Here is a 26927-nt window from a genome sequence, read left to right as displayed (position 1 = left end):
CCCGGAGTCGGTCGAGGGGCACTCGGCGTCGTACTCCGGGCTTACACTCGGGCGATGTTCCCCGGACGGCGTGGCATCGGCGCCATGGTCCTCGCGGCCGTGCTGCTCGGCGCCGGCTGTTCGGAGCCCGCGCCGGAGCCGCCACCCGAGCCGGTCCGGCCGCAGTGGCAGCGGCTGACCCTGCCCGCACCGGCCGGGACCCCCGGCCGACCGATGGTGCGGGACGTCACCGGTTGTGCCGGCCGGTGGTATGCGGTCGGCGGGATCGGCGGGGCCGCGGGAGAAACCCGGCCGGCGGCCTGGACCAGCACCGACGGGGTGACCTGGGCGGCGATGTCGCTGGAGCCGAAGGGCTACTACGGGCGGCGCAGTGTGCTCTACTCGGCGGCCTGCCGCGACGGCCGGGTCGCGATCCTCGGCGACAAGCCGGGCGGGGCGCACGGCAATCCCCGGGCGAGCAGCTGGCGGCAGCTCCCCGACGGCTCCCTGGTGGAGGTCGAGGCCCGGTTCGAGCTGTACGGCGGTCCGACGGCGGTTAACGTCGCCCGGCTGGTCGCGGGTCCGAGGGGCTACCTGATCGCCGGTAACCGGTCCAGCGGGGTGGCCTCCTGGGTCTCCGCCGACGCGGGCGAGTTCGAGATCATGGAGGGCGTGCCGGAGCTAGCCACCGACGGACGGGGCACGACCTGGGGCTTCGACGCGGTGGCGACCCCGCAGGGCTGGCTGATGGTCGGCGGCATCCTGCCGCCCGGCGGCCGGATCGACCGGGACCCGCTCGGCTGGACCTCGCCGGACGGCCGGACCTGGCAGCGGGATCCGGTGCCGGCGACCGAGGCGTACGAGGAACTGCAGCGGGTCGTGATGCTGGCGGGGACACCGGTGGCGGTGGGACTGCGGGGCAAGGAGTTCGGTGTCTGGCGGCGCGGACCGCAGGGCTGGGAGTCGGCCGGCGCATTCGGCACGCACGGCTCCGCCGGGGCTCCGGCGGTGGGCGCGCTGGCCGTGGCCGGGGACGGGCTGCTCGCCGCCGTCTCCGACGGGGCGTCGTACTCGCTCTGGTCCGGCGCGGACGAGGGCCGCGGCTGGCGGCCGGTGACCGGGCCGGTGCCGATGCCGGCCGGCGCGAACCGGGACGTCAGCGTGTTCGCCGTAGCCGACCAGGTGCTGCTGGCCGTGGACGACGGCCGGGAGGCGGCCGTCTGGAGCACCCGGCTGTCCTCCGGAACGTAACCCGTCGAGGCCCCGGAGACGGGTGCGGGCGGGACCGGACAGCAGGTCAGATAAGGGGCGTAGCCGGACTCGGTTGTTACGGCTGTGGTCAAAGGTGTGCACGTGTTCGTAACGGTTTGGCAAGCCCGGCCCCCAGACCTTTCCTTGACCGAATAAGCCTCGGTACGCTCCGCCATCACGAGCCGTAACGCAGGTGGACGTTAATCGTCCGGCGGTGGGGTGGGCCGATCCCGGCACTACCCGCCACCAGGCCGTCGTCGCCTGCATCTTGAGGAGGTCAAGGAGCCGTGAGGCGTAAGTATGTACGGGCGCTGAGCACCACCGCCCTGGCGGCGGTTATGGTGGCCGCGGCCGGCTGCCAGGACTCGGGCGGCGGCAGCACCGAGGCTGAGGCCTGTGGCGGCAAGATCGCGATCTTCGGTGCGTTCACCGGTGACAACGCGGGTCTGGTCATCCCGTCGCTGAACGGCGCCAAGCTCGCCGTCAAGCAGCACAACGCGGCGAAGCCGGACTGCCAGGTCACCCTGCAGGAGTTCGACACCCAGGGCGACCCCGCCGTTGCCACCCCGTTCGCGAGCCAGATCGCGGGCGACGCGTCGTTCCTCGGCGTGATCGGCGGGCACTTCTCCGGTGAGAGCGACGCGACGATGCCGGTCTACCAGGCCGCCGGCCTGGCCATGGTGAGCCCGTCGGCCACCCGGATCGACCTGACCCAGAAGGGCAACACCTCGTTCTTCCGGGTGGTCGGTCACGACGGCACCCAGGCCGCCGCGGTGGCGACCTACCTCAAGGGCCAGAACGCGCAGAAGGTCTTCGTCGTCGACGACGGCAGCGCGTACGGCGCGGGCATCACCGCCGAGCTCGGCAAGGCGCTCGGCCCGCTGGTGGTGGCCACCGACAAGATCCAGGAGCGGCAGTCGCAGTTCGACGCCACCGTCTCCAAGATCAAGAGCAGTGGCGCCGACTACCTGTTCTACGGCGGCTACACCCGTGAGGCCGCTCCGCTGGTCCGTCAGATGCGCGCCGCGGGTGTGACCGCGAAGTTCATCGGTCCGGACGGTCTCTACGACCCGGCGTTCCCCGAGGGCGCGGCCGGCGGTGCCGAGGGCGCCGTCATCACCTGCCCGTGCCTGCCCGCCGACAAGGCCGGCGGCACCTTCTCGGCGGACTACCAGAAGGAGTACAACATCGCGCCGGGTTCGTACGGCGCGGAGGGCTACGACGGTGCCAAGGTCTTCCTGGACGCGTTCGACGCGGGCAAGCAGACCCGGAAGGACATCCTTGACTTCGTCAAGGCCTACGACAAGCAGGGTGTGTCGAAGTACATCAAGTTCGACGGCAAGGGCGACGTGGACCCGACCAAGGTCGTGATCTGGGCGTACGAGGTGAAGAACAAGCAGATCACCGCGCTGCAGGAACTCAAGATCAGCTGACCGGGTTCTTTTTGAGGGCGGCCGGGGGAGAACCCCCCGGCCGCGCTCGATGCAAGGAGCTTTTGTGAACTTCGACGAACTATTCGGCCACTTCGGCCAGCACACCGTCGACGGTCTCTCCAAGGGCGCGATCTACGCGTTGATCGCCCTCGGTTACACCCTGGTCTACGGCGTACTCCGGCTGATCAACTTCGCCCACTCCGAGGTCTTCGTGGTGGGTACCTTCGCCGTCCTCGGCGCGTGGACCGCGTTCGGGATGCAGGACCATCCCGCCGCCGGGCAGGCGATCCTCTTCCTCATCATCGGTCTGGTCGCCGCTGCGGTCGCCTCCGGCGGTACCGCGCTGGCACTGGAACGCATCGCATACAAACCCCTGCGCAAGCGCAACGCGCCACCGCTGGTCTTCCTCATCACCGCGATCGGACTCTCGCTCGTGCTGGTGGAGATCCTCGGCCTGCTGCTGCCGCGACTCGTCGGCGGCGTCTTCCCCACGCTGTTCGGTCGGGAGCGCCAGATCGTCGGCATGCCGACGATTATCGAGCAGAAGCCGCTGCTCACCATCGGTGACACGGCGATCACCAACGTGCAGGCGATCGTCTTCGTCTCCGCTCTGGTGATGATGGCGGCGCTGGACTGGTTCATCAACCGGACCCGGTACGGCCGCGGCGTGCGGGCGGTGGCCCAGAACCCGGAGACCGCCGCCCTGATGGGGGTCAACCAGGACCGGGTCATCATGCTCATCTTCGTGCTCGGCGGGGTGATGGCCGGCGCCGCGGCGCTGCTCTGGAGCGTCCGCTTCGGCTTCACCCAGAGCAGTCTCGGCTTCGTCCTCGGCCTCAAGGCGTTCACCGCCGCGGTGCTCGGCGGGATCGGCAACCTGCGGGGCGCCCTGCTCGGCGGCCTCTTCCTCGGCCTGGTCGAGGTCTACGCCGCCACGCTCTACACCTCGGCCTGGGAGGACGTGGTGGCGTTCGTGGTGCTCATCGTCGTGCTGATGTTCCGGCCGACCGGTCTGCTCGGCGAGTCGCTCGGGAGGGCCCGCGCATGATGGACAAGCTCCGGGCCACCGAGGCCCGCCGCCGTGCCGCGCTCTCCGGGATCGCCGACCGCTGGACCGCACTGCCGCCCTGGCAGCGGATCGTCGGGATCCTCGCGTTCATCGCGTTCCTCTACTACCTTCCCCTGCTCGGCATCCCCGGCCTGACCTGGCTGCGTACCGACTCGATCGACGGCGGCAACAGCTGGGCGGGCGTGCTCTTCACCTGCGCCATCTACGTCCTGGTCGCGATCGGCCTGAACGTGGTGGTCGGGCTCGCCGGCCTGCTCGACCTGGGCTACATCGGGTTCTTCGCGATCGGCGCCTACAGCGTGGCGCTGTTCGGCTCGACGAACTCGCCGGTGGTCAAGTGGATGCAGCGGACCTTCGACCTCGAACCCACCTGGGCGGTGGCGTGGGCGATCTGCATCCCGCTGGCGATCGCGCTGAGCCTCACCTCCGGGGTGATATTGGGCTGGCCGACGCTGCGGCTGCGCGGTGACTACCTGGCCATCGTCACGCTCGGCTTCGGCGAGATCATCCGGATCGTCGCCCGTAACCTCACCGGGGTCACCAACGGCGCCGCCGGGATCTCCGCGATCCCCGGGCCGGAGGGCGCGCCGTCCGCGGACAACAAGATCTTCGGTCTCCAGGACCTCAAGCCCTGGTACTGGCTGGCGATCACCGTCGTGCTGCTGATGGTCTTCGCCGTGCGCCGGCTGGAGAACAGCCGGGTCGGCCGCTCCTGGCTGGCGATCCGGGAGGACGAGGACGCGGCCGCCGTGATGGGCGTGAACGGCTTCAAGTTCAAGCTCTGGGCGTTCGCGATCGGCGCGGCGCTGGGCGGCCTCTCCGGGTTCCTCTTCGCCAGCCGGAACGCCTTCATCGACCCGAGCCAGTTCAACGCCACCCTCTCGATCCTCTTCGTCGCGATGGTGGTGGTCGGCGGTTCGGGCAACATGGTCGGGGTCGCGTTCGGTGCGGTGCTGCTGGCGTACCTGCCGGAGCGGTTCCGGTTCGTCAGCGACTACCGGTGGGTGGCGTTCGGCTTCGCGATGGTGGTGGTGATGGTCCTGCGGCCGCAGGGTCTGATCCCCAGCCGGCGGCGTGCCCGTGAACTACAGGACCGGGCGAAGGAGGCGAAGGTCAGTGTCTGAGACGACCTCTACGGAGGCCCGCGAGCCGGCGATCCCCAGCCAGCCCGGACCACGCCGGTTGCTGCTCGAGATCGACCAGGTCGTGCTCCGCTTCGGCGGCGTGGTCGCGCTCAACGAGGTCAGCTTCCAGATCCACGAGGGCGAGATCCTCGGGCTGATCGGTCCGAACGGCGCGGGCAAGACCACCTGCTTCAACGTGATGACCGGGGTGTTCAAGCCGACGTCAGGCCAGGTGCGCTTCGCCGGCGCCCGGGTCAGCGGCCGGAAGCCGCCAGAGATCAGCCGGATGGGCATCTCGCGTACCTTCCAGAACATCCGGCTCTTCCCCGAGATGACCGCGCTGGAGAACGTGATGGTCGGGACGGACTCCCGGCACAAGACCAGCGTGATCGGGGCGCTCTTCCGGTCCTACCGGGTCAAGCCCAAGCCGGAGGAGTTGCCGGTGGTGGACTCGGAGGTCCCGCTCTACCGGACCTGGCAGCAGGTGCGCCTGACCTGCGCCAAGATCTTCGGCATCTCCCGGCACACTCTGGAGGAGCGGGCGGCGGAGAAGAAGTCGCTGGAACTGCTCCGCTTCGTCGGCATCGAGGGCCGGGCGAACGAGGTGGCCCGCAACCTCTCCTACGGCGACCAGCGCCGGCTGGAGATCGCCCGGGCGCTGGCCACCGAGCCGAAGCTGCTCTGCCTGGACGAGCCGGCCGCCGGGTTCAACCCGGCGGAGAAGGAGCAACTGCTCGCGCTCATCCGGCAGATCCGCGACCGGGGCCACACCGTGCTGCTGATCGAGCACGACATGCGGCTGGTCATGGGCGTCACCGACCGGGTCGTGGTGCTGGAGTTCGGCACCAAGATCGCCGAGGGTACGCCCGAAGAGGTCAGCCGAGACCCGCGGGTGATCGCCGCGTACCTGGGGGAGTCCGTCGATGCTGCTTGAACTCGAGAACGTCACGGTGGCGTACGGGCGGATCGAAGCCCTGCACGGGATCAGCCTGCACGTCGACGAGGGCGAGATCGTGGCCCTGATCGGCGCCAACGGTGCCGGCAAGACCACCACGATGCGGGCCATCTCCGGCATCCGAGGGCTGGCCGGCGGTGCGATCCGGTTCGCCGGTGAGGACATCAGCCGGCTCCGGGCCGACCTGCGGGTGGGCCGGGGGCTCTGCCAGTCTCCGGAGGGCCGGCAGATCTTCCCCGGCATGACGGTCCTGGAGAACCTGGACATGGGGGCGTACACCCGGCGAGACTCCGCTGGGATCGCCGCCGACCTGGAGCGGGTGTTCGGGCTGTTCCCCCGGCTGGCCGAGCGGCGCAAGCAGGCCGGTGGCACGCTCTCCGGTGGCGAGCAGCAGATGCTGGCGGTGGGCCGGGCCCTGATGAGCCGGCCGAAGCTGCTGTTGCTGGACGAGCCCTCGATGGGGCTGGCTCCGCTGGTGATCAAGCAGATCTTCGACATCGTGACGGAGATCAACCAGCAGGGCACCACGGTGCTGCTGGTGGAGCAGAACGCCCAGCAGGCGCTCTCCCGGGCGCACCGGGGTTACGTGCTGGAGACCGGCCGGATCGTCAAGGAGGGCACCGGCCAGGAACTGCTGCACGACCCGGCGGTCAAGGAGGCCTATCTCGGGGTCGCCTGATCCCGTACCCGGCAAGCCCCGGTCCGGTCGTCCGGACCGGGGCTTCCGCGGCTGCGCTGGCACGTTCCAGGTCGGGCCGCCGCCCCGCCGGCCCGTCGCCGATCGGCACCGCCGGACCGGGCGTACCGCCGAGTCCGCCGGGCGGCCCGGCGGTGGATGCGCTGTCGGGGGTGCGGACTAGAGTCGCCTATCGTGACAGCTTCCACGCCGCGCCTGCTGCTGCTCGACGGTCATTCGCTCGCATACCGGGCGTTCTTCGCCCTGCCGGTGGAAAACTTCTCCACCACGACCGGGCAGCCGACCAACGCGGTCTACGGCTTCACCTCGATGCTGATCAACGTGCTCCGCGACGAACGCCCCACGCACATCGTGGTGGCCTTCGACGTCTCCCGGCGGTCGTTCCGCACCGAGCGCTACGCCGAATACAAGGCCGGCCGCTCGGAGACGCCGGGCGAGTTCGCCGGCCAGGTCAGCCTGGTCAAGGAGGTGCTGGCCGCGCTCCGGGTGCCGACGGTGGAGAAGCCGGGCTACGAGGCCGACGACGTGCTCGCCACCCTCGCCTGCCAGGGCCGGGACGCCGGCATGGAGGTGCTGATCTGCACCGGTGACCGGGACGCCTTCCAACTCGTCGATGACCGGATCACCGTGCTCTACCCCCGCAAGGGCGTCTCCGACCTGGCCCGGATTGACCGGGCGGCGGTCGCCGAGCGCTACGGGGTCGGTCCGGAGCAGTACCGCGACCTGGCGGCGCTGGTCGGCGAGACCAGCGACAACCTCCCCGGCGTGCCGGGAGTGGGCCCGAAGACGGCCGCGAAGTGGATCCTGCAATACGGCGGCGTCGAGGGTGTGGTGGCCCGGGCCGACGAGATCAAGGGCAAGGCCGGCGACAACCTGCGCGAACGGCTCGCCGACGTGATCCGGAATTACGAGATCAACTGCCTGGTCTCCGACCTGGAGTTGCCGCTGCGCGCCGAGGACACCCGCTGGCCCGGCTGGGACCGGGAGGCGGTGCATCAGGTCTTCGACACCCTGGAGTTCCGCATCCTGCGGGACCGGCTCTACCAATACCTCGACGCGGTGGAGCCGGAGGCCGAGGCCGGTTTCGACCTGGCCGGCAAGGTCCTGCCGACCGGAGAGGTGGCCGGCTGGCTCGCCGAGCACGTGCGGCCCGGCACTCCGGTCGGGATCGCTGTCGCCGGCTCGTTCGGCCGAGGCACCGGCGCGCTGACCGGCGTCGCGCTGGCCACCGCGACCGGGGTGGGAGGCTGGTTCGACCCGGCCGGGCTGACCGAGGCCGACGAGGCGGCGGTGGCCGGCTGGCTGGCCGACCCGGAACGGCCCAAGGTGCTGCACGACAGTAAGCCGGCGCTGCTGGCCCTCGCCGCGCACGGCTGGACGCTGCGCGGGGTGGCCCGGGACACCGCTCTCGCCGCGTACCTGGCCCGCCCCGACCAGCGCTCCTACGACCTCACCGACCTGGCGCTGCGCTACCTGCACCGGGAGTTGAAGGTCGACGCGCCGGAGACCGGCCAGCTCGCCTTCGACGGCCTGGGCAACGACGGCGAGGTCGAGCAGAACCTGATGCTCCGGGCCCGGGCCACCCTGGACCTGGCCGATGCCATCGGCGCCGAGCTGTCCCGGGACGGCGAGCAGTCGGCCGGACTCCTCGGCGAGGTGGAGCAGCCCCTGGTCGAGGTGCTCGCCGCGATGGAGCGGACCGGCATCGCCGCCGACACCGACTACCTGTCGGAGCTGGAGGCGCACTTTGCCGGCGAGGTGAAGGCGGTGGCCCAGGCGGCGTACGGGGTGATCGGGCGGGAGTTCAACCTCGGCTCGCCCAAGCAGTTGCAGGAGATCCTCTTCACCGAGCTCGGCCTGCCCAAGACCAAGAAGATCAAGACCGGCTACACCACCGACGCCGACGCCCTGCAGTGGCTCTACGCTCAGCAGCCGCATCCGCTGCTGGAGCACCTGCTCCGGCACCGCGACGTGGCCCGGCTCAAGTCCACGGTGGACGGCCTGCTCAAGTCGGTCTCCGACGACGGCCGAATCCACACCACGTTCCACCAGACGGTCGCGGCGACCGGCCGGCTCTCCTCCACCGACCCCAACCTGCAGAACATCCCGATCCGCACCGAGGAGGGCCGGCGGATCCGCCGGGCCTTCGTGGTGGGGCCGGGCTACGACTGCCTACTCACCGCCGACTACAGCCAGATCGAGATGCGGATCATGGCGCACCTCTCCGGCGACGCCGCGCTGATCGAGGCGTTCAACTCCGGCGCCGACTTCCACGCCGCGACCGCGTCCTCGGTCTTCGGGGTGTCGGTGGCCGAGGTCACCCCGGACCAGCGGCGCAAGATCAAGGCGATGAACTACGGCCTGGCGTACGGGCTGAGCGCGTTCGGCCTCGGCCAGCAGCTCGGGATCGCCGCCGACGAGGCCCGCGCCCTGATGGAGGAATACTTCAGCCGCTTCGGCGGGGTCCGGGACTACCTCCAGACCGTGGTGAAGAAGGCGGTGAAGGACGGCTACACCGAGACCATCCTCGGCCGTCGGCGCTACCTGCCCGACCTGGTCAGCGACAACCGGCAGCGCCGGGAGATGGCCGAGCGGATGGCGCTGAACGCCCCGATCCAGGGCTCGGCTGCCGACATCATCAAGGTGGCGATGCTGCACGTCGACACCGCGCTGCGCGACGCCGACCTGCGCTCCCGGATGCTGCTCCAGGTGCACGACGAACTCGTCTTCGAGGTGGCGCCCGGCGAGCGGGCCGACCTTGAGGCGCTGGTCCGGCGCGAGATGGGTGGCGCCTATCCGCTGGCCGTGCCACTGGAGGTCTCCGTCGGCGTCGGTTCCGACTGGAACAGCGCTGACCACTGACGGCGTCGGCCGGGGTCGAGCGTCAGCGGCGCCGGTTCCGGCCCGATGAGCGTTCGGCCTCCTGGTGCCGTTGCCGGGCCTTTCGGGACGGTCCGCCGACCGCCGGCAGCGGCGCCTTCAGCGGGTCGTGGCCCCAGTTCATCAGCGAGTAGCGCCACCTGGTGTCGCGTACGTCGCCGGCCGGGCGCTGGGCCATGTGCCGCCGGACGTACCCGACGACCTTGCGCATGTGCGCGAAGTCGCGGTCGGTGAACTGGTTCGCCCGCTTGCGCAGCAGGTCGACGATCCGCCGGCCGGACTCGTGCCCGACCGACTCGCCGCCACCCCGGCCGCCCCGGCGCCAACCCACCGCCTTCGAGTCGTCGGTCGCCAGCCACCTGCCCAACTCGCCCGGGTTCATGTTCACCGCCTCCCGGAACTCCCGGACGGTGTCCCGGCCGTCGTCGTCCCGACTACTCATCGAACAACGCCTCCGGCTTGTGCACCGCGTCCCGCCCCTCGTCGGTGCGGACCCGGTACTGCGGATTCTCCTCGGACGCGGCGACGGTGCGCTTCCCGGCGTACGTCCGTTCGGTGATCTCCTCCTGGACCGTGCCGTACGCGCGGGAACCGTGGCTACGCCAACTCACCCGGTCGCCCCTGCGCAGCTTCCTCCGCTCTGGCATACGGCGGTCTACCCGACCGGCCGGGGCGGTAACCGGTACGCGGGCCGGGGCAGGAAGGGGACTTACGGGGTGATGTCGCCGATCGGCAACGTGATCGGGAACGGCTGGACCAGTTCGAGCAGTTCGTCGGCCTCGGCGAGCAGTTCGTACTCCCGGTTGCCGCTGCGCCCGGGCCGGTCGGCCAGCCGGTAGGCGTACACCCGGACCGGATCCTGCTCCACCCGCCAGTAGCAGGCGATGCCGGCGGCGGCGTACTCGGCCGGCTTGCTGAACCGGTCGGTACGCCGGGTGCCGGGCGAGACGACCTCGACCGCGAGCACCACCTCGTGCGGCAGCAGGAAGTGTCGGTCGCCCGAGACCTCCGCCCGGTAGACCAGGACGTCCGGCTCCCGGGTGTAGTCGGCGCCCAGCGCCACCCCGACCGCCTGCGCCACCCGCAGGTGCTCCGGTGCGTGGTCGCCGAGCCAACGCCGGAGCAGGTACGAGATGTCTTGATGGCCCAGGGTGGGGGAGGGGACCACGTGGATGACTCCGTCGACGAGTTCGACCCGGGGGGCGTCCGGCGGCAGGCGCAGCAGGTCTTCCAGCCGGTAGCCGGCCTGGCGCTGCCGGACCGGGTCCGGCTGCCAGGGCCCGGGCATGTCCGCGACCGGCTCGGCGCTCATCGGCTCAGCATACTGAGCCGGCCCGATGTCAGGTCGCCGCGCTGTCCGGTTTGTCGCAGACGAAGATGGCGGTGCCGGGGAAGAGCCGGCCGCGCAGCGGGCTCCACTGCCCCCAGATCTGCTCGTGGCCGGCCGGCCACTCCGGCTCCACCAGGTCGCGCAGTACGAAGCCGGCGCCGACGATCTCGCGTACCCGGTCGCCGAGGGTGCGGTGCTGTTCGACGTAGGTCGGGGTGCCGGTGGCATCCTGCTCGACGTAGGGGTCGCGGTCGAAGTACGAGTGCTTGACGACCAGCCCGCCCTCGCCCGGGTCGTCGAGGAAGATCCACCGCATCGGGTGGGTGACCGAGAACACCCACCGGCCGCCGGGCCGGAGCACCCGGTACACCTCGCGCAGCGCTGCCGCCGAGTCCGCCACGAACGGGATCGCGCCGAACGCGGTACAGACGATGTCGAAGCTGGCCGCCCGGAACGGCAGCGCGAGGGCGTCGGCCTGGACCAGCGGCACCCGTACCCCGGAGGCGGTGGCCCCGAGCGCGGCGTGCCGCAACATGCCGGCGGAGAGGTCCAGCCCGACCGGCCGGGCACCCTCGCCGGCCAGCCAGCGGGCCGCCGAGGCCGCGCCGCAGCCGAGTTCGAGCACCCGCCGGTCGGCCAGCTTGCCGAGCAGCCGGGCGTCGGCCTCGCGCAGCCCCTCCGGGCACCAGACGAAGTCTGCCTGGCCCAGGAACGCCCCGTGTTCGGCCTGGTAGTCGTCGGCGTCGGCATCCCACCAGCGGCGGTTGGCCCGCCGGCTCTCGCCGTCGGTGACGGGGCGCCGGAGCACCCCGGGCGGGTCGTCCTCGGGCAGCTCGGCCAGGGTGTTCTCGGGCATCCCGCCACGCTAGTGCCCGGGGGCGGCGCGGGCGCCGGTCGGGTCCCGGCCAGGGCGGCGTCACCGACCGTTTCGGCGCGGTTCGGTTGCCGTTTGCCGGTACCGGTGCGGGGTAAGGTGCTCTCCGGGCGCGGACCACGGCGCCTCGGCGACCTCTTCCCGAGCAGTGGACAGCGGATCTCATCACGTGCGGGGAGGGCTTGCATGCTGTGGTAATGCGCACGGTAAGCTGTTCGATGCGCTCGCGGATCGTGTGCCTCGGCAGGGAGCAGGTCCGCGGTCGTCGGATAATCCCCGCGGTCGGAGCAGCGATCGCCCGGTGCACCTGACGACGGATCCGCAGGCGTAAAGGGTCACCGCGACACAAACCTGCTGTGACATCCATCCGACCGGAGCAACCGCCCACATGACGAGCAGCATCGAGGCCCCCTCGAGCGCCACCAAGGTCACCGTCGACGACCTCGGTTCCGAGGAAGCTTTCCTCGCCGCGATCGACGAGACCATCAAGTACTTCAACGACGGCGACATTGTCGAAGGCACCGTCGTCAAGGTCGATCGGGACGAGGTCCTGCTCGACATCGGCTACAAGACCGAGGGCGTCATCCCCTCGCGCGAGTTGTCGATCAAGCACGACGTCGATCCCGCCGAGGTGGTGTCGGTCGGTGACCACATCGAGGCCCTCGTCCTCCAGAAGGAGGACAAGGAGGGGCGGCTGATCCTCTCGAAGAAGCGGGCCCAGTACGAGCGCGCCTGGGGCACGATCGAGAAGATCAAGGACGAGGACGGTGTCGTCCGCGGCTCCGTCATCGAGGTGGTCAAGGGCGGCCTCATCCTGGACATCGGGCTGCGTGGCTTCCTGCCCGCCTCCCTGGTCGAGATGCGTCGGGTGCGGGACCTCCAGCCGTACGTCGGCCGGGAGCTCGAAGCCAAGATCATCGAGCTGGACAAGAACCGCAACAACGTGGTGCTGTCCCGCCGGGCCTGGCTGGAGCAGACCCAGTCCGAGGTGCGTACCGAGTTCCTCAACAAGCTGCAGAAGGGCCAGGTCCGCAAGGGCGTCGTCTCCTCGATCGTCAACTTCGGCGCGTTCGTCGACCTTGGCGGCGTGGACGGTCTGGTGCACGTCTCCGAACTCTCCTGGAAGCACATCGACCACCCGTCCGAGGTCGTCGAGGTCGGCCAGGAGGTCGAGGTCGAGGTGCTGGACGTCGACCTCGACCGCGAGCGGGTCTCGCTGTCGCTGAAGGCGACCCAGGAGGACCCGTGGCGCCAGTTCGCCCGTACCCACGCGATCCAGCAGATCGTGCCGGGTAAGGTCACCAAGCTGGTGCCGTTCGGTGCGTTCGTCCGGGTGGACGACGGCATCGAGGGCCTGGTGCACATCTCCGAGCTGGCCGAGCGCCACGTGGAGATCCCGGAGCAGGTCGTCCAGGTCGGCTCGGACGTCATGGTCAAGGTCATCGACATCGACCTGGAGCGGCGGCGGATCTCGCTCTCGCTCAAGCAGGCCAACGAGGGCTTCGTCGAGGGCGAGGAGCACTTCGACCCGACCCTCTACGGCATGACCGCGACCTACGACAACGAGGGCAACTACATCTACCCGGAGGGCTTCGACCCGGAGACCGGGGAGTGGCTCGAGGGCTTCGACAAGCAGCGGGAGGCGTGGGAGCAGCAGTACGCCGAGGCTCGCAACCGCTGGGAGGCGCACACCAAGCAGGTGCAGAACTCCCGGGCGGCCGACGCCGAAGCTGCGGCCAACCCGGCGGCCGCGACCGGTGGCGCCGGTGGTGGCGGTGGCGGCACCTCGTCCACCAGCACCGCTCCGGCCCGCCAGGCGGAGGAGCCGGCCGGCACGCTGGCCACCGACGAGGCTCTCGCCGCACTGCGGGAGAAGCTCGCCGGCGGCAAGTAGTCGACGCGTAGTACAGGCGGCGGAGGCCCGCTTCCCGGACCGGCTTGACCGGCCCGGGAAGCGGGCCTTCCCCCTTTCCCGGCTCGTTTCCCGGCCGGCTCGCCGGTAGGGGTGCCCGGAATGGGGTGCGGAATCCGAAGATCTTGGCGAGCGGCCGCCGATCGGGTTGACTGGACCGGTGCTGAAGGTCGGACTCACCGGTGGGATCGGGTCGGGAAAGAGCGTCGTCGCGGCCAGGCTGGCCGACCTCGGTGCGGTAGTGGTCGACTCCGACCGGATCGCCCGTGAGGTGGTGGAGCCCGGTACCGACGGGTTGCGGGAGGTGGTGGCCGCGTTCGGCGCCCGGGTGTGCGCGGAGGACGGCAGCCTGGACCGGGCGGCGCTCGGCGAGATCGTCTTCGCCGACCCGTCGGCGCGGGCCAGGCTGGAGGCGATCATCCATCCCCGGGTACGCCGGCGCAGCGCCGAACTGATCCACGGTGCGGCTCCGGAGGCCATCGTGGTCAACGACGTACCGCTGCTGGTCGAGGTGGGGCTCGCCCCGACGTACCACCTGGTGCTGGTGGTGCGGGCCGCCGAGTCGACCCGGGTCGAGCGGCTGGTCCGGGACCGTGGCATGACCGCCGAACAGGCGGCGCAGCGGATCCGGGCACAGGCTGGCGACGAGCGGCGGGCGGTTGCCGCCGACGTACTGCTGGACAACGACGGTGCGCTGGCCGAGCTGCATGCCGCGGTGGACGAGTTGTGGCGGGACCGGCTGACGCCGTACGAACGCAACGTCCGGGAGCGCCGGCCGGTACGGGCGACCGAGGTGCGGCTGGTCGAGCCCGACCCGAGCTGGCCGGCCCAGTACCAGCGGCTCGCCGCCCGGATCCGGCACGCCGTCGCCCCGGCCGAGGTGCGCGTTGACCACATCGGCTCGACCTCGGTGCCCGGACTGGCGGCCAAGGACGTCGTCGACATCCAGTTGGGCGTCGCCTCGCTGGCCGAGGCCGATGCACTGGCCGACCGGCTCGCCGATGCCGGCTTTCCGCGCTGTCCCGGGCAGTGGTGGGACAACCCGCGCCACCCGGACCACACCTCCCGGTGGGAGAAGCGGCTGCACGGCGGCGCGGACCCGGGCCGGCTGGTCAACCTGCACGTCCGGGAGATCGACTCGCCCGGCTGGCGGTACGCCCTGCTGATGCGTGACCACCTGCGGGCCGACCCGGAGCGCCGGGCCGACTATCTGGCCGTGAAGCGGCGGCTGGCGGCGGCCGGCCCGGATCTTGACGGCTACGCCGAGGCGAAGGAGCCGTGGTTCGACCTGGAGCACCGGTATGCCGAGGAGTGGGCGACGGCCGCTGGTTGGCGGCCGGCGCCGCCGGAGGAGGGCTCGTGAGAGGCAGCGGAGCCGCCGGATAGCCGCGTCCTCGCGGGGATCGCCCGGCGGAACCGGAGGCCGGCGGCCGGAACGAGATCGGCGCCTGGCGGAACCGGAGGCCGGCGGCCGGAACGAGATCGGCGCCTGGCGGAACCGGAGGCCGGCGGCCGCAACGAGATCGGCGCCTGGCGGAACCGGGGCGTCGGCGGCCGCAACGAGATCGGCGCCCGGCGCCGGAGGTCAGCGGCGGCGATGAGATCGGCGGTCGGCACCCATGGCGGCGGGCGGCAACGCCGGGGGAGGGATGTAAAGGGCGCTCGCGGCGGCCGGTCTGCGCTCTCGCGCGACCGCGTCGGTGCGCTCGCCGGCCTGGGCCGGGGCTGCAACCCCTGCGCCGGATGCGACCCAGCCGGTGTGGCGGCTGGGGTCGCAGACCCGGGCGGCCGCCGCGAGCGGCCTACCCTAGAACGGTAGCGCGGTGATCTTTCACACACAATGACGATATCGAAGCCGATCGTGTACCCACCGTGGCCCGGCGGCTTGTCACACCGTCGGCGTACGGTTGAGGTCATGGCGCTCGACATTCCGCGGCTCGACGGCCGCTTCCAGGTGATCTCCGAGTTCCAGCCCTCGGGTGACCAGCCGACCGCCATCGACGACCTGGAGCGCAGGGTGCGTCGGGGCGAGCGGCACACCGTGCTGCTCGGCGCGACCGGCACCGGCAAGAGTGCGACCGCCGCCTGGCTGATCGAGCGGTTGCAGCGCCCCACCCTGGTGCTGGCACCCAACAAGACCCTCTGTGCCCAGCTCGCCAAGGAGTTCAGCGAGCTGCTGCCGCACAACGCCGTCGAATACTTCGTCTCGTACTACGACTACTACCAGCCCGAGGCGTACATCCCGCAGACCGACACCTACATCGAGAAGGACTCCTCGATCAACGAGGAGGTCGAGCGGCTGCGGCACGCGACCACGATGTCCCTGCTGACCCGCCGGGACGTGGTGGTGGTCGCCACCGTGTCGGCGATCTACGGCCTGGGCACCCCGCAGGAATACCTGGACCGGTCGGTGCGGATCCAGATCGGTCAGGAGATCGAGCGGGACAAGCTGCTCCGCCGGCTGGTCGATGTGCAATACACCCGCAACGACATGGCCTTCAACCGGGGCACCTTCCGGGTCCGGGGCGACACGCTGGAGATCATCCCGGCGTACGAGGAGCTGGCGCTCCGGATCGAGTTCTTCGGCGACGAGGTGGAGAAGCTCTATTACCTGCACCCGCTGACCGGCGAGGTGGTCCGAGAGGTCGACCACCTGCTGATCTTCCCGGCCACCCACTACACCGCCGGCCCCGAGCGGATGGAGCGGGCGCTCGCCGGCATCGAGGCCGAGCTGGCCGAGCGGCTGGCCGAGCTGGAGCGGCAGGGCAAGCTGCTGGAGGCGCAGCGGCTGCGGATGCGCACCACCTACGACGTGGAGATGATGCGCCAGGTCGGCTTCTGCTCCGGCATCGAGAACTACTCGATGCACATCGACGGCCGGTCGCCGGGCAGCGCGCCGCACTGTCTGCTGGATTACTTCCCCGACGACTACCTGACCGTGGTCGACGAGTCGCACGTCACCATCCCGCAGATCGGCGGCATGTACGAGGGCGACGCCTCCCGCAAGCGGATGCTGATCGACCACGGCTTCCGGCTGCCCAGCGCCGCCGACAACCGGCCGCTGCGCTTCGACGAGTTCCTGGACCGGGTCGGCCAGATGGTCTTCCTCTCCGCCACGCCCGGCCCGTGGGAGCTGGGGCAGGCCCAGGGCGAGGTGGTCGAGCAGGTGATCCGGCCGACCGGCCTGGTCGACCCCGAGGTGGTGGTCAAGCCCACCAAGGGGCAGATCGACGACCTGATGCACGAGATCAAGCTGCGCACCGAGCGGGACGAGCGGGTGCTGGTCACCACGCTGACCAAGAAGATGGCCGAGGATCTCTCCGACTACCTGCTGGAGCACGGCATCCGGGTCCGCTACCTGCACTCCGAGGTCGACACGCTGCGCCGGGTGGAGCTGCTGCGCGAGCTGCGCAAGGGCGACTACGACGTACTGGTCGGGATCAACCTGCTCCGGGAGGGGCTGGACCTGCCCGAGGTGTCGTTGGTGGCGATCCTCGACGCCGACAAGGAGGGCTTCCTGCGCAGCGGCCGGTCGCTGATCCAGACCATCGGCCGAGCCGCCCGGAACGTCTCCGGCCAGGTGCACATGTACGCCGACAAGATGACCCCGTCGATGGCCGAGGCGATCGAGGAGACCAACCGGCGCCGGGCCAAGCAGGTCGCGCACAACGAGGCGAACGGGATCAGCCCGGAGCCGTTGCGCAAGAAGATCCACGACATCCTGGACGACATCTACCGGGAGGCCGAGGACACCGAGGGGGCGACCACCCGGGTCGGCGGCGCGGTGCGGCAGATGTCCCGGGGCAAGGCGCCGACGCCGGAGACCCGCAGCCGGGGCCGGATCGGTGCCGCGCCGGCCCGGGAGGGGATGGCCCGGGCCGAGTTGGCCCAGCTCATCCAGGAGCTCAACGACCAGATGCTCGCCGCGGCCCGGGAACTCCAGTTCGAGCTGGCCGCCCGGATCCGCGACGAGGTGGCCGAACTGAAGAAGGAGCTGCGCGGCATGGACGCGGCCGGGGTCAACTGACCACCGGCGCCGGCCCGGGTCGCGGTGGTCGAAGCCGTCAGGCGTACCGGTTGAAGCCGCCCTCGGAGTCGATCACCTGTCCGGTGATCCAGCGGCCGTCCGGCGAGCAGAGCCACTCGACGAGCCGGGCGGCGTCGTCCGGGCGGCCCCACTCACCGCCCGGAAAGAGGTGCCCGCTTGCGGCCAGGTCCTCGGGCGAGGCCCAGCCGGTGTCGGTCGGCCCGGGGTTGACGCAGTTCACCGTGATGCCCCTCGGCATCAACAGCGGACTCAACTGCCGGGCCAGGTTCTCCACCCCGGCCTTGCTGGCCGCGTACGCCAGCTCGCCGGGCATCGGGCCGAGCCGCTGGCCGCTGGAGAAGAGCACCAGTCGGCCTCCGGAGCCGGCGTCGAAGGCCGCCGCGAACGCCTCGGCCAGCAGCAGGGTCGCCCGCACGTTGACGACCAGGTGCCGGTCGATCTCGTCCGCGTCGAGCTTGCCGAGCGGGGTGTGTGTCGAGTAGGCGTGCACCGCGACCAGCACGTCGAGCCGGCCGTGCGTGCGTACCGCCGTCTCGACCAGTTCGGCGGGGGCGGTCGGCGAGGTCAGGTCGGCGGCCCGGTACCGGGCCACGTCGGGGTCACCGGTCACCTGTTCCAGTTCGGTGAGCAGCCCCGGGACGCCCTCGGGGTCGCCGCCGTACGGCTGCGCCTCGTCGTACCCGGGCAGGCCGGTCAGCTGTAGGCGGTAGCCGGCGGCCGCGAACCGCCGGGCGACCGCGGCGGCGATCCCGACCCGGCGGCTGACCCCGGTAATCAACGCGACCCGTTCCTCCATGCCGCAGAGTCAACCCGATCCGCCCGCTCCCGGCCAGCAGGAATTGCCGGCGGAGCAGCCGGCGACGCGAGCGGTACGCCGCCCGGAGAACCGCCGGGCCAGCCCACCGCGTGCCCGGCGCCCGGCGCGCCGAGCGGTCCGGGAACGGGAAGCCGTGTGCGGCCAGGTCGCTGCTGTCGGCGCCGCGCCGGGCGGTCGGATGTCGGGTCGCCTTGTTAGGGTTCTGCCGCCCCCGAGCCTTTTCCGGAGTCCCCCAATGACGATCAATTCGCACATCACCGAATTCGCCGGGCTGCCGGTGGTCGACTTCCAGCCGGACCGACTGCCGGACGTGGCGCCCGACACGGTTGCCTGGCGGCTCAGCCTCACCGACTTTCCGCAGGGCGACGGAGACTTCGCCGACCTGACCGAGCGGTTCCTGACCGCTGTCGACCCCGCCAAGGTCTCCGCACTGATCGTCGGCGACTGGGGCGCGGCGTACGAGGAAGCCGCCCCCGTCGATCTGCTGGTCCGACTGGCGCCGCGACTGACCGGGTTGACGGCGCTGTTCATGGGCGAGATGGTGATGGAGCAGTCGGAGATCTCCTGGATCACCCAGGCCGATCCGGCCCCGCTGCTGGCGGCGTACCCGGGACTGGAGATCCTCCGCATCCGTGGCGCGACCGAGGGGTTGACCCTCACCCCGACCCGGCACACCGCACTGCGCGAGCTGGCGATCGAGGCCGGTGGCCTGCCCGGGCACGTGGTCCGGGCGATCGCCGAGTGCGATCTGCCGGCGCTGGAGCACCTGGAGCTGTGGCTCGGCACCGACGAGTACGGCGGCGACGCCACTGTGGAGGATCTGGCGCCGATCCTGGGTGGGGCGCGGTTGCCGGCGTTGCGGTCGTTGGGGTTGCGTAACGCGGAGATCGCCGATCAGGTGGCGGCGGCGGTGGCGGGTGCGCCGGTGGTGGCGCGGTTGCAGGAGTTGGATCTGTCGTTGGGGATTCTTTCCGACGAGGGGGCGGCGGCGTTGCTGGCCGGGCAGCCGTTGACACATCTGCGCCGGCTCGACCTGCACCACCACTACATCGGCACCGAACTGGCCGGCCGGCTGGTGGCCGAGCTGCCGGGCGTCGAGGTGGACCTCTCCGACGTGCGCCGCCCCGGCCGGGGCGGCGACCGGTACATCGCGGTGGCGGAGTGAGGACCAGCTTCACCGGGCACGCCACCGAGTTCGCCGGGTTGCCGGTCTTCCGGCTGAGTCAGAACTGGGAGGACGAGCCGCCGCGCCTGGTTCCCGAGGCGGAGCTGCCGGCCGACCCCGGCTCGGTGGCCTGGCGGATCGAGGCGTGGGAGGAAGACGAGGGCTGGGACTACGGCCCTTCTCGGATGTTCCGGCACGCGTTCGAGCAGTTCCTCGACCTGGTCGACCCGGCCGGGGTACGCGCCCTGGTGATCGGCACCTGGGGCTACGCGGCGATGAACGCGGCACCGATCGGCCAGCTCTGCGCCGCCGCCGACCGGCTGACCGGGTTGCGGGCCCTCTTCCTCGGCGACATCCCGGCCGAGGAGTGCGAGCTGTCCTGGATCTGCCAGGGTGACGTCGCCCCGCTGCTGGCCGCGTACCCGGGGCTGGAGATCCTGCGGATCCGGAGCGGCGACACCGACGCCGAGCACCGCACCGGCCTGGAGTTCGGTGCCGTCCGGCACGGCGCGCTGCGGAGGCTGGTGGTCGAGTCGGCGGGTCTGCCGGCCGGGGTGGTGCGGGGGATCGCCGACTCCGATCTGCCCGCGTTGGCGCACCTGGAGCTCTGGCTCGGTACCGGCCGTTGGGGCGGGGACGCCACTGTGGAGGATCTGGCGCCGATTCTGGGTGGGGCGCGGTTGCCGGCGTTGCGGTCGTTGGGGTTGCGTAACGCGGAGATCGCCGATCAGGTGGCGGCGGCGGTGGCGGGTGCGCCGGTGGTGGCGCGGTTGCGGGAGTTGGACCTGTCGTTGGGGATCCTTTCCGACGAGGGGGCGGCGGCGTTGCTGGCCGGGCAGCCGTTGACGCATCTGCGCCGGCTCGACCTGCACCACCACTACCTCGGCGCCGAGCTGGCCGATCGGCTGGTCGCGGCGCTGCCCGGGGTCGAGGTGGATCTCACCGAGGCGGCGTTGCCCGACGGGTACGGCGACCGGTACGTGGCCGTCTGGGAGTGACTGGCATGATCGACGGATGACTGGCAGGGCCCCGCTGGTGGTCGTCGGCAACCCGGAGAATCGTCGGGTCACGCTGTTCCGGGCCGCCGCTACCGAGGCGGGCGTACCGGTGGTGGTGCTGCCCTGGCGGCGGCTGGCGACCGGTCCGGTCCGGCTGCCCCGGGCGGCCGTGGTGCGGATCGACTCGCCCGGCGAGGATGCCGAGGTCGACCGGCTGCTGCGTGGTGCCGACCGGCCCGCCGAGCACGGCGAGATCGTCGGCCTCGCCGCCTGGTACGCCGGATTCCGCGCCGCCCTGGGCCGGCTCGGCGAGGCGGCCCGGTCCGCCGGGGCGACCCTGCTGAACGACCCGGACGACGTGCTCGCGATGTTCGACAAGCGGGCCTGCCACGCCCGGCTGACCGCCGCCCGGGTGCCGGTGCCGCCAGCGCTGCCCACGGCGTCACCCGGACGCATGGCGTCACCCGCGTCGGCGGCGCCACCTGGACTCACGGCGTCACCCGCGCCAGCGGCGCCACCTGGACCCGTGGGGTCACCCGGGCCCACGGCGCCATCCGCGCCGCCTGCACCGTCCACTTCGGTCGGTTTGGCTCTGCGGGGCGGTTCGACCGGCGGTTACCCGGAGCTGCGAGCGGCGATGCGGGCCGCCGGCTGGTCCCGGGTCTTCGTCAAGCCGGCGCACGGCTCGTCCGCCTCCGGCGTGCTCGCCCTTCAGGTGGCGCCGGGTCGGATCCGGGCCACCACCTCGGTCGAGCTGACCGCCAGCGGCAAGCTCTACAACTCGTTGCGGGTCCGCGACTACACCGACGAGCGGCAGGTCGCGGCGATCGTCGACCGGCTGGCCCCGGACGGCCTGCACGTCGAGCGCTGGTTTCCCAAGGCCGGGCTGGGGGACCGGACGGTCGACCTGCGGGTGCTGGTGGTCGCCGGTCTCCCGGAGCACGTCGTGGTCCGGGCCAGCCGCGGCCCGCTGACCAACCTGCACCTCGGCAACGCCCGGGCAGACCTGTCCGCGCTGCGGGCGGCGATGGGCGAGCCGGCGTACGCCGCCGCGCTGCAAAGCTGCGTCCGGGCCGCCGCCTGCTTCCCGGGCAGCCTGCACGTCGGGGTGGACCTGCTGGTCGGTACGGGCTGGCAGCGGCATGCGGTGGCCGAGGTTAACGCCTTCGGCGACCTGTTGCCGGGGCTCTCCGACCCCGCCGGCCGGGACAGTTACGCGGCAGAACTGCACGCGCTGCGGACCGGCCGGTTCGACCGGTGGCGGGCCGGCGCGCCGACCCTGCTGGGGTCGACGGCCGAGCCGGAGCCGACGACAGGGACTGGCACGGGCGCCGAGCCGGCATCGACGGCGCGGCTGGAGTCGGCGGCCGGGTCGGACGGGTGGGGGCCCCGGCGCGCGGGCGACGGCGGCATTGGGCAGCATGAGAACCCGGGACGTGACAGAAAGGTGGGGAGGGCGGCATGAAGGAGCTGATCGGCAGCCACGACCTGTTGTTCGTCACCCTGGACACACTCCGCTACGACGTGGCGGAGGAACTGGCCGCGGCCGGGCGTACGCCGAACCTGGTCCGCGCGCTGCCGGGCGGAGTCTGGGAGCGGCGGCACAGTCCGGCCAGCTTCACCTACGCGGCGCACCAGGCGTTCTTCGCGGGTTTCCTACCCACGCCGACCACACCCGGCCCGCACACCCGGCTCTTCGCGGCGGCCTTTCCGGGCAGCGAGACCACCGGTGAGCAGACCTGGACCTTCGACGCCCCGGACGTGGTCCGTGCCCTCGCCGGGGCCGGTTACCACACCGTCTGCGTCGGCGGGGTCGGCTTCTTCAACGGCAAGTCGCCGCTGGGCGGCGTGCTGCCGGCCCTCTTCGCGGAGGCGCACTGGGAGCCCGAGTTCGGCGTCTCCGCACCGCGTTGTTTCGAGGCGCAGCTCGACCGGATCGCCACCGTGCTGCCGACGGTGCCGGAGGACCGGCCGCTCTTCCTCTTCGTCAACGTCGCCGCGATCCACCAGCCGAACCGGCACTACCTGCCCGGCGCCGACCGGGACAGCCGGGAGAGTCACGCCGCCGCGCTGGAGTACGTCGACCGGCACATCGGGCGGCTCTTCGCCCTCGCCACCTCCCGGGACCGGCCCTGCCTGGTGCTGCTCTGCTCCGACCACGGCACGGCGTACGGCGAGGAGGGGCACAGCGGTCACCGGCTCGGTCACGAGGTGGTGTGGACGGTCCCGTACGGGCAGTTCGTCCTCGAACCGGGCGACTGGGGCAAGCCCGGCGACTGGCCCGGGCCGGAGCAGTGAACCTTTTTCGACCTGAACCGCGCGGCGGTCGCGCCCCGACGTCCACCTGCGGCCAGGACGGACCGCAGGGGGAGGTTGACAAGGGTTCAGCCGGGGTCACCAACTCGCTGGACGGGTCGCCGTACCAGGGTTACCTGTACGCGTACCCGCACAAGACGGCGTACCGGCCGCTGCGACCGCGCCCGGCGCTGCGTGAGGTCTGGGCGGGGGAGCGGCGGGACGCCCTCTTCCTCTACCTGCACGTGCCGTTCTGCGAGATGCGCTGCGGCTTCTGTAACCTGTTCACCCGCTCGAACCCGCCCGCCGAGCAGGTGCGCGGCTATCTCGACCAGGTGGCCCGGCAGGCCGACCGGGTCCGGGAGGCGCTCGGCGACGGCGTCGGGTACGCCCGGGTGGCGGTCGGCGGTGGCACCCCGACCTATCTGGACGCGGCCGAGTTGACCGCGATGTTCGACCTGCTCGCCGGCTTCGGTGCCCGGCTCGGGTCGGTGCCGATGGCGGTGGAGACCTCCCCGGCCACCGCCACCGCCGACCGGATCGGGGTGCTGGCCGAGCGCGGCACCACCCGGGTCAGCATCGGGGTGCAGAGCTTCCTGGACAGCGAGGCGCGGGCGGCCGGGCGACCGCAGCGCCGGGCCGAGGTCGAGCGGGCCCTGGACACCATCCGGGGCCACGACATTCCGGAGCTGAACCTCGACCTGATCTACGGGATTCCCGGCCAGACCTCGGCGACCTGGGCCGAGTCGATCTCGTCCGCGCTGCGCTGGCGGCCGGAGGAGGTGTTCCTCTATCCGCTCTACGTCCGCCCGCTCACCGGCCTCGGCCGGACTCCCGCCACAGCGGACGGCGTCGACCCGGCCTGGGACGCGCAGCGGCTGGCGCTGTACCGGCAGGGCCGGGACGCGCTGCGGGCCGCCGGTTACCGGCAGCTCTCGCTGCGGCACTTCCGCCGCGCCGAGCTGACCCCCGACGACCCAGGGCGGACCTTCGGCAGGCCCGAGTGGACCTCCGACGGGCCCAGGCTGACCTTCGACGATCCGGGGCGGGCCGGGTCGGACTACTGCTGCCAGGACGACGGCATGGTGGGGCTGGGGTGCGGGGCCCGGTCCTACACCACCGACCTGCACTACTCGTTCGACTACGCGGTCGGGGTCCGGCACGTCCGGAGCATCATCGAGGACTACCTGCGCCGGCCCGCCGCCGACTTCGACGTCGCCGAGGTCGGCTTCCGGCTCGACCCGGTCGAACAGCGGCGCCGTTGGCTGGTCAAGTCCCTGCTCCGGGCGGAGGGGTTCGATCCGGCCGGCTATCTCGACCGGTTCGGCAGCCGGGTCGACGACGACTTTCCGCAGCTCGACCGGCTCGCCGAGCGCGGCTGGCTGACCTCGGTGCACGGCCGGACCGCGCTGACCGAGGCCGGGCTGGAACGCTCCGACGCGATCGGGCCGTGGCTGGTCTCCGGCCCGGTCCGCCGGGCGATGGCCGAGTACGCGCTCCGATGAACCTCTCGGTGCTCTACCGCGGCCCGCTGGCGAGCTGCAACTACGACTGCCCCTACTGCCCGTTCGCGAAGCGCCGGGACAGCCCGGCCCAACTCGCCGCCGATCGGGCCGCGCTGGGCCGGTTCGTCGACTGGGCGACCCGCAACCCCGACGACGACCGCCTGTCGGTGCTCTTCACGCCGTGGGGCGAGGGACTGTCCCGGTCCTGGTACCGGGAGGCGCTGGTGACACTCTCCCGGCTGCCGCACCTGGACCGGGTGGCGATCCAGACCAACCTGGCCTGCCGGCTGGACTGGCTGGCCGCCGCCGACCGGCGTACGGTCGCGCTCTGGGCCACCTACCACCCCGGACAGGTACGCCGGGAGACGTTCCTCGACCGCTGCACCCGGCTCACCGAGCTGGGTGTGCGGTACTCGGTCGGTGTGGTCGGGCTGCCGGAGCAGCTCGCCGAGGCGGCGGCGGTCCGGGCGGCGCTCCCAGCCGACGTCTACCTCTGGGTGAACGCGGCCGAGGGGTACTCCTACAGCGCCGCCGAGGAGGCGGCCTGGACCGGGCTCGACCCGCTCTTCGGCTACAGCGTGCGGCCGCATCCGTCGGCCGGTGCGTCCTGCCGGGCCGGCGAGACGGTGATCTCAGTGCGTGGCGACGGCTCCGTGCGACGCTGCCACTTCGTGGAGACACCGCTGGGCAACCTCTACGACGGGTCGTACCGCGCCGCGTTGCGGCCCCGGCCGTGCCCGAACACCGCCTGCGACTGCCACATCGGCTACGTCCACCTGCGAACCCTGCCGCTGTACGAGGTCTTCGCATCAGGAGTGCTGGAACGGATCCCGGCCCGCTGGGGCGTACCGTCCGCGGCGCTGGGCTGAACCCGAGGGGCGGCCGGGCTGCGTCAGGTCTGCACCAGCGGCGCATACCGCTCCGGCTCCACCCCGAATGTCCAGGCCACACCGGCCCGCGCGGTACGCGTGTCCGGCGGCACCCGCAACCAGTACGTGCGCCGGGTGCCGTCCGGCTCCGGGGTGGCGTTGACCACCTCCACCATCACCAGTGGCTCGTCCCGCGGCAGGTCGAGCCGCCAGAGCACGCCGTACTCGTCGCGGTGCAGCGCCGTGGCCCGGCTCTCCCGCAGGTAGCGGTCATAGCCGAAGTGCTCCAGCATCACCCGGCGGACCTCGGCGTTGCGCTCCACCCGGATCCGTTCCACGGTCAGCGTCGGCAGCTCGGCGGCGACATCGGCCGGGATCGGCATCCCCCGCCAGGCGTGCAGCCCGAACCCGTCCGGATAGGCCAGTGCCGGACCGTCGTCCTGATGCAGCCGACCGAGATTGTCCCGGTGCAGCCGGGTCGGCCGCTCGGTGAGGATGACCAGCCGTTCGTACGGCCACCACCAGCCGGCGGCGGTGGCGACCCCGGCGAGACCGGCCAGCCCCGGCTCGCCGTCGAAAGCGGCCAGCCAGGCCGCGTCGTGCTGGCCCGGCACCGCGTCGAGTAGCCCGGCCCGGGCCCGCCGGGTGAACGCGTCGTCGACCTGCGCCGTCAGGTCTGCGCCGAGCTGGTTGCGCAGCGGGGTGACGATGCGGTCGGTGATCAGGTGCCAGGTGCGGCGCCCGCCGGCCGCCCAGTGTGCGGCCCAGCCGGCCGGGCCGAGCCGCTCGACGGCGGCGGCCCGCGCCGTTGCCCACGGCGCGGTGCGCAGGGCGGCCCGGAGCGGCTGGCCGGGATCGGTCACCCCGGGCTCGCCGCCCTGCGCCCGCAACGCCGCCAGCACCTCGGCGACCGCCTCGGCCAGCTCACCGCCGCCCTGGTCGTAGCCGGCCGGGCCGCCGCCGGGCGCCGCGGAGGATGCCGACGCCGACCCGCCGGACCTGGACCCGTCGGACCCGGACCCGCCGGACCGGAACCCGCCGGACCCGGCGGCCCCGAACCCGCCGGGGCCGGCGGTGCCGGTATTCGGATCGGTCGACGGGGCCGCCCCGGTCAACAGGGCGGCGGCCAGCGCGCCGGCGCGCGGGGACGGGAGCCAGAACACCTGCCGGGGCGGTGCGAGTCCGGCCGCCAGGTAGGCCCGCCGGACGGCGGCCTCGGCCACCGGGCGATCGGCCGGCCCGGTGGCCAGCCCACGGGCGAGCCAGGTGTCGGCGATCCGGGCGAGCCGGGCCGCCTCCCCGTCGGCCCGCTCGTCGGCGCCAACCGAGCTCAGGATGGGCACGGCAGCGGGCCGATCCCGGTGCGGGGCGTCGGTGTCCATCAGTCCGCCACCGGTCGCCAGCTACCGGGCAGGTATTCCCGCTGCCGCACCACCCGGTAGGTGCCGGCCGGCAGAGCGATCGGGCCGTGCTCCTCGTGGCCGAGCCGGCCGTAGCCCTCGATCACCAGGAACGCCGGCTCGACCTGGTCAGGCAGGGCCCAGGCGGTGAGCCCGGACCCGGTCACGACGTGGGCGTGCCCGGTCGCCTCGCCGCGAGCCAGGACCAGTCGGCCCCGGCCGTCACGCCCGGCCCGGACGAGCCCGCCCGGCAGCGTCGCCGGGTCGATCGCCTCGACCAGCACGTCGCCCTGTCGATACATCCCGCCGCCTTCCGGGGAGCCGTT

General features: G+C 72.0%; 23 protein-coding genes. 16 read left to right on the top strand and 7 right to left on the bottom strand.

Annotated elements, in window-relative coordinates:
* Window positions 1–54: 54 nt before the first annotated feature.
* The 7 genes from ACSMXO_RS31950 (at window position 55) to polA (ending at window position 9370) form a co-directional block, all read left to right on the top strand.
* Window positions 55–1230 (top strand): hypothetical protein, encoded by a 1176-nt coding sequence (locus ACSMXO_RS31950; protein WP_455414967.1) that lies wholly within the window; start codon window positions 55–57, stop codon window positions 1228–1230.
* A gap of 287 nt (window positions 1231–1517) precedes the next feature.
* Complete coding sequence (locus ACSMXO_RS31945; RefSeq protein WP_346262235.1) at window positions 1518–2663, top strand: branched-chain amino acid ABC transporter substrate-binding protein; 1146 nt, start codon at window positions 1518–1520, stop codon at window positions 2661–2663.
* Between the two features lie 64 nt (window positions 2664–2727).
* Window positions 2728–3711 (top strand): branched-chain amino acid ABC transporter permease, encoded by a 984-nt coding sequence (locus tag ACSMXO_RS31940; protein ID WP_346262234.1) that lies wholly within the window; start codon window positions 2728–2730, stop codon window positions 3709–3711.
* Window positions 3708–4856 carry a branched-chain amino acid ABC transporter permease gene (locus tag ACSMXO_RS31935; RefSeq protein ID WP_346262233.1) on the top strand — a complete coding sequence of 383 codons (1149 nt, stop codon included), beginning with the start codon at window positions 3708–3710 and terminating at the stop codon, window positions 4854–4856. Before ACSMXO_RS31940 ends, ACSMXO_RS31935 begins: the two co-directional genes overlap by 4 nt.
* Window positions 4857–4887: 31 nt before the next feature.
* Entirely contained in the window at window positions 4888–5790 is a 903-nt protein-coding gene (locus ACSMXO_RS31930) for an ABC transporter ATP-binding protein (RefSeq protein WP_346262274.1), read from the top strand.
* Complete coding sequence (locus tag ACSMXO_RS31925; RefSeq protein ID WP_346262232.1) at window positions 5780–6490, top strand: ABC transporter ATP-binding protein; 711 nt, start codon at window positions 5780–5782, stop codon at window positions 6488–6490. The genes ACSMXO_RS31930 and ACSMXO_RS31925 overlap by 11 nt, the downstream gene beginning before the upstream one ends.
* Before the next feature lie 192 nt (window positions 6491–6682).
* Window positions 6683–9370, top strand: a complete 2688-nt coding sequence (polA, locus tag ACSMXO_RS31920) for a DNA polymerase I (protein WP_346262231.1) — start codon at window positions 6683–6685, stop codon at window positions 9368–9370.
* A 22-nt stretch (window positions 9371–9392) separates the two neighbouring features.
* Here polA and ACSMXO_RS31915 read toward each other — a convergent pair whose 3' ends face one another.
* The 4 genes from ACSMXO_RS31915 to ACSMXO_RS31900 all read right to left on the bottom strand — a co-directional run bounded on the left by ACSMXO_RS31915 (window position 9393) and on the right by ACSMXO_RS31900 (window position 11574).
* Window positions 9393–9830: a DUF3140 domain-containing protein gene (locus tag ACSMXO_RS31915; RefSeq protein ID WP_346262230.1), complete on the bottom strand. Its 438-nt coding sequence runs from the start codon at window positions 9828–9830 to the stop codon at window positions 9393–9395.
* Window positions 9823–9999, bottom strand: coding sequence for a hypervirulence associated TUDOR domain-containing protein (locus tag ACSMXO_RS31910; RefSeq protein WP_346262229.1), 177 nt, complete (start codon window positions 9997–9999; stop codon window positions 9823–9825). The genes ACSMXO_RS31915 and ACSMXO_RS31910 overlap by 8 nt, the downstream gene beginning before the upstream one ends.
* A 98-nt stretch (window positions 10000–10097) precedes the next feature.
* Window positions 10098–10700 (bottom strand): Uma2 family endonuclease, encoded by a 603-nt coding sequence (locus ACSMXO_RS31905; protein WP_455414966.1) that lies wholly within the window; start codon window positions 10698–10700, stop codon window positions 10098–10100.
* Window positions 10701–10728: 28 nt separating this feature from the next.
* Window positions 10729–11574, bottom strand: a complete 846-nt coding sequence (locus ACSMXO_RS31900) for a class I SAM-dependent methyltransferase (RefSeq protein ID WP_455414965.1) — start codon at window positions 11572–11574, stop codon at window positions 10729–10731.
* Window positions 11575–11980: 406 nt separating this feature from the next.
* Between ACSMXO_RS31900 and rpsA the strand changes: the two genes are divergently transcribed.
* The 3 genes from rpsA (at window position 11981) to uvrB (ending at window position 17531) form a co-directional block, all read left to right on the top strand.
* A complete protein-coding gene (gene rpsA / locus ACSMXO_RS31895) occupies window positions 11981–13486 on the top strand; it encodes a 30S ribosomal protein S1 (RefSeq protein ID WP_346262226.1) in 1506 nt (501 codons plus the stop codon).
* Window positions 13487–13664: 178 nt separating this feature from the next.
* On the top strand, window positions 13665–14867 hold the full coding sequence (coaE, locus tag ACSMXO_RS31890; RefSeq protein ID WP_455414964.1) for a dephospho-CoA kinase: 1203 nt from the start codon (window positions 13665–13667) through the stop codon (window positions 14865–14867).
* 552 nt (window positions 14868–15419) lie between these two features.
* Window positions 15420–17531, top strand: coding sequence for an excinuclease ABC subunit UvrB (uvrB, locus tag ACSMXO_RS31885; protein ID WP_455414963.1), 2112 nt, complete (start codon window positions 15420–15422; stop codon window positions 17529–17531).
* A gap of 37 nt (window positions 17532–17568) precedes the next feature.
* Here the strand turns inward: uvrB and ACSMXO_RS31880 are convergent, their stop codons facing one another.
* Complete coding sequence (locus ACSMXO_RS31880) at window positions 17569–18348, bottom strand: SDR family oxidoreductase (RefSeq protein WP_455414962.1); 780 nt, start codon at window positions 18346–18348, stop codon at window positions 17569–17571.
* Between the two features lie 256 nt (window positions 18349–18604).
* On the opposite strand from ACSMXO_RS31880, the gene ACSMXO_RS31875 reads away from it, so the two are divergent.
* Genes ACSMXO_RS31875 through ACSMXO_RS31850 form a run of 6 tightly spaced genes read left to right on the top strand, consistent with a single transcriptional unit; the run spans window position 18605 to window position 25201 of the window.
* Window positions 18605–19534, top strand: coding sequence for an STM4015 family protein (locus ACSMXO_RS31875; RefSeq protein WP_455414961.1), 930 nt, complete (start codon window positions 18605–18607; stop codon window positions 19532–19534).
* Complete coding sequence (locus ACSMXO_RS31870; protein ID WP_455414960.1) at window positions 19531–20532, top strand: STM4015 family protein; 1002 nt, start codon at window positions 19531–19533, stop codon at window positions 20530–20532. The genes ACSMXO_RS31875 and ACSMXO_RS31870 overlap by 4 nt, the downstream gene beginning before the upstream one ends.
* Window positions 20533–20548: 16 nt before the next feature.
* A complete protein-coding gene (locus tag ACSMXO_RS31865; protein ID WP_455414959.1) occupies window positions 20549–21997 on the top strand; it encodes an STM4014 family protein in 1449 nt (482 codons plus the stop codon).
* The gene (locus tag ACSMXO_RS31860) at window positions 21994–22830 is read left to right on the top strand and encodes an STM4013/SEN3800 family hydrolase (protein WP_346262986.1); all 837 of its coding nucleotides are present in this window, start codon (window positions 21994–21996) and stop codon (window positions 22828–22830) included. The genes ACSMXO_RS31865 and ACSMXO_RS31860 overlap by 4 nt, the downstream gene beginning before the upstream one ends.
* Window positions 22827–24332, top strand: coding sequence for an STM4012 family radical SAM protein (locus tag ACSMXO_RS31855; protein ID WP_455414958.1), 1506 nt, complete (start codon window positions 22827–22829; stop codon window positions 24330–24332). Before ACSMXO_RS31860 ends, ACSMXO_RS31855 begins: the two co-directional genes overlap by 4 nt.
* Window positions 24329–25201: an STM4011 family radical SAM protein gene (locus tag ACSMXO_RS31850; protein ID WP_455414957.1), complete on the top strand. Its 873-nt coding sequence runs from the start codon at window positions 24329–24331 to the stop codon at window positions 25199–25201. Before ACSMXO_RS31855 ends, ACSMXO_RS31850 begins: the two co-directional genes overlap by 4 nt.
* A 23-nt stretch (window positions 25202–25224) precedes the next feature.
* Here ACSMXO_RS31850 and ACSMXO_RS31845 read toward each other — a convergent pair whose 3' ends face one another.
* Both ACSMXO_RS31845 and ACSMXO_RS31840 read right to left on the bottom strand, forming a co-directional pair.
* Window positions 25225–26583, bottom strand: coding sequence for a DUF6745 domain-containing protein (locus tag ACSMXO_RS31845; RefSeq protein ID WP_455414956.1), 1359 nt, complete (start codon window positions 26581–26583; stop codon window positions 25225–25227).
* Window positions 26583–26903 carry a hypothetical protein gene (locus tag ACSMXO_RS31840; protein WP_455414955.1) on the bottom strand — a complete coding sequence of 107 codons (321 nt, stop codon included), beginning with the start codon at window positions 26901–26903 and terminating at the stop codon, window positions 26583–26585. The genes ACSMXO_RS31845 and ACSMXO_RS31840 overlap by 1 nt, the downstream gene beginning before the upstream one ends.
* Between the last annotated feature and the right edge of the window lie 24 nt (window positions 26904–26927).

Source organism: Plantactinospora sp. DSM 117369 (genome assembly GCF_053764795.1).
Note: the sequence above shows the minus strand (reverse complement) of the source record. Positions and strands in the feature narration are given on the sequence as shown.

What these genes read in the sequence shown, in the direction of transcription:
- ACSMXO_RS31935 (WP_346262233.1), top strand. Translation starts at nt 3,708, where the DNA reads ATGATGGACAAGCTCCGGGCCACCGAGGCCCGCCGCCGTGCCGCGCTC.
- ACSMXO_RS31850 (WP_455414957.1), top strand. Translation starts at nt 24,329, where the DNA reads ATGAACCTCTCGGTGCTCTACCGCGGCCCGCTGGCGAGCTGCAACTAC.
- ACSMXO_RS31860 (WP_346262986.1), top strand. Translation starts at nt 21,994, where the DNA reads ATGAAGGAGCTGATCGGCAGCCACGACCTGTTGTTCGTCACCCTGGAC.
- rpsA (WP_346262226.1), top strand. Translation starts at nt 11,981, where the DNA reads ATGACGAGCAGCATCGAGGCCCCCTCGAGCGCCACCAAGGTCACCGTC.
- ACSMXO_RS31900 (WP_455414965.1), bottom strand. Translation starts at nt 11,574, where the DNA reads ATGCCCGAGAACACCCTGGCCGAGCTGCCCGAGGACGACCCGCCCGGG.
- ACSMXO_RS31840 (WP_455414955.1), bottom strand. Translation starts at nt 26,903, where the DNA reads ATGTATCGACAGGGCGACGTGCTGGTCGAGGCGATCGACCCGGCGACG.
- ACSMXO_RS31875 (WP_455414961.1), top strand. Translation starts at nt 18,605, where the DNA reads ATGACGATCAATTCGCACATCACCGAATTCGCCGGGCTGCCGGTGGTC.
- ACSMXO_RS31915 (WP_346262230.1), bottom strand. Translation starts at nt 9,830, where the DNA reads ATGAGTAGTCGGGACGACGACGGCCGGGACACCGTCCGGGAGTTCCGG.
- ACSMXO_RS31865 (WP_455414959.1), top strand. Translation starts at nt 20,549, where the DNA reads ATGACTGGCAGGGCCCCGCTGGTGGTCGTCGGCAACCCGGAGAATCGT.
- ACSMXO_RS31880 (WP_455414962.1), bottom strand. Translation starts at nt 18,348, where the DNA reads ATGGAGGAACGGGTCGCGTTGATTACCGGGGTCAGCCGCCGGGTCGGG.
- ACSMXO_RS31845 (WP_455414956.1), bottom strand. Translation starts at nt 26,583, where the DNA reads ATGGACACCGACGCCCCGCACCGGGATCGGCCCGCTGCCGTGCCCATC.
- ACSMXO_RS31950 (WP_455414967.1), top strand. Translation starts at nt 55, where the DNA reads ATGTTCCCCGGACGGCGTGGCATCGGCGCCATGGTCCTCGCGGCCGTG.
- ACSMXO_RS31905 (WP_455414966.1), bottom strand. Translation starts at nt 10,700, where the DNA reads ATGAGCGCCGAGCCGGTCGCGGACATGCCCGGGCCCTGGCAGCCGGAC.
- uvrB (WP_455414963.1), top strand. Translation starts at nt 15,420, where the DNA reads ATGGCGCTCGACATTCCGCGGCTCGACGGCCGCTTCCAGGTGATCTCC.
- ACSMXO_RS31925 (WP_346262232.1), top strand. Translation starts at nt 5,780, where the DNA reads ATGCTGCTTGAACTCGAGAACGTCACGGTGGCGTACGGGCGGATCGAA.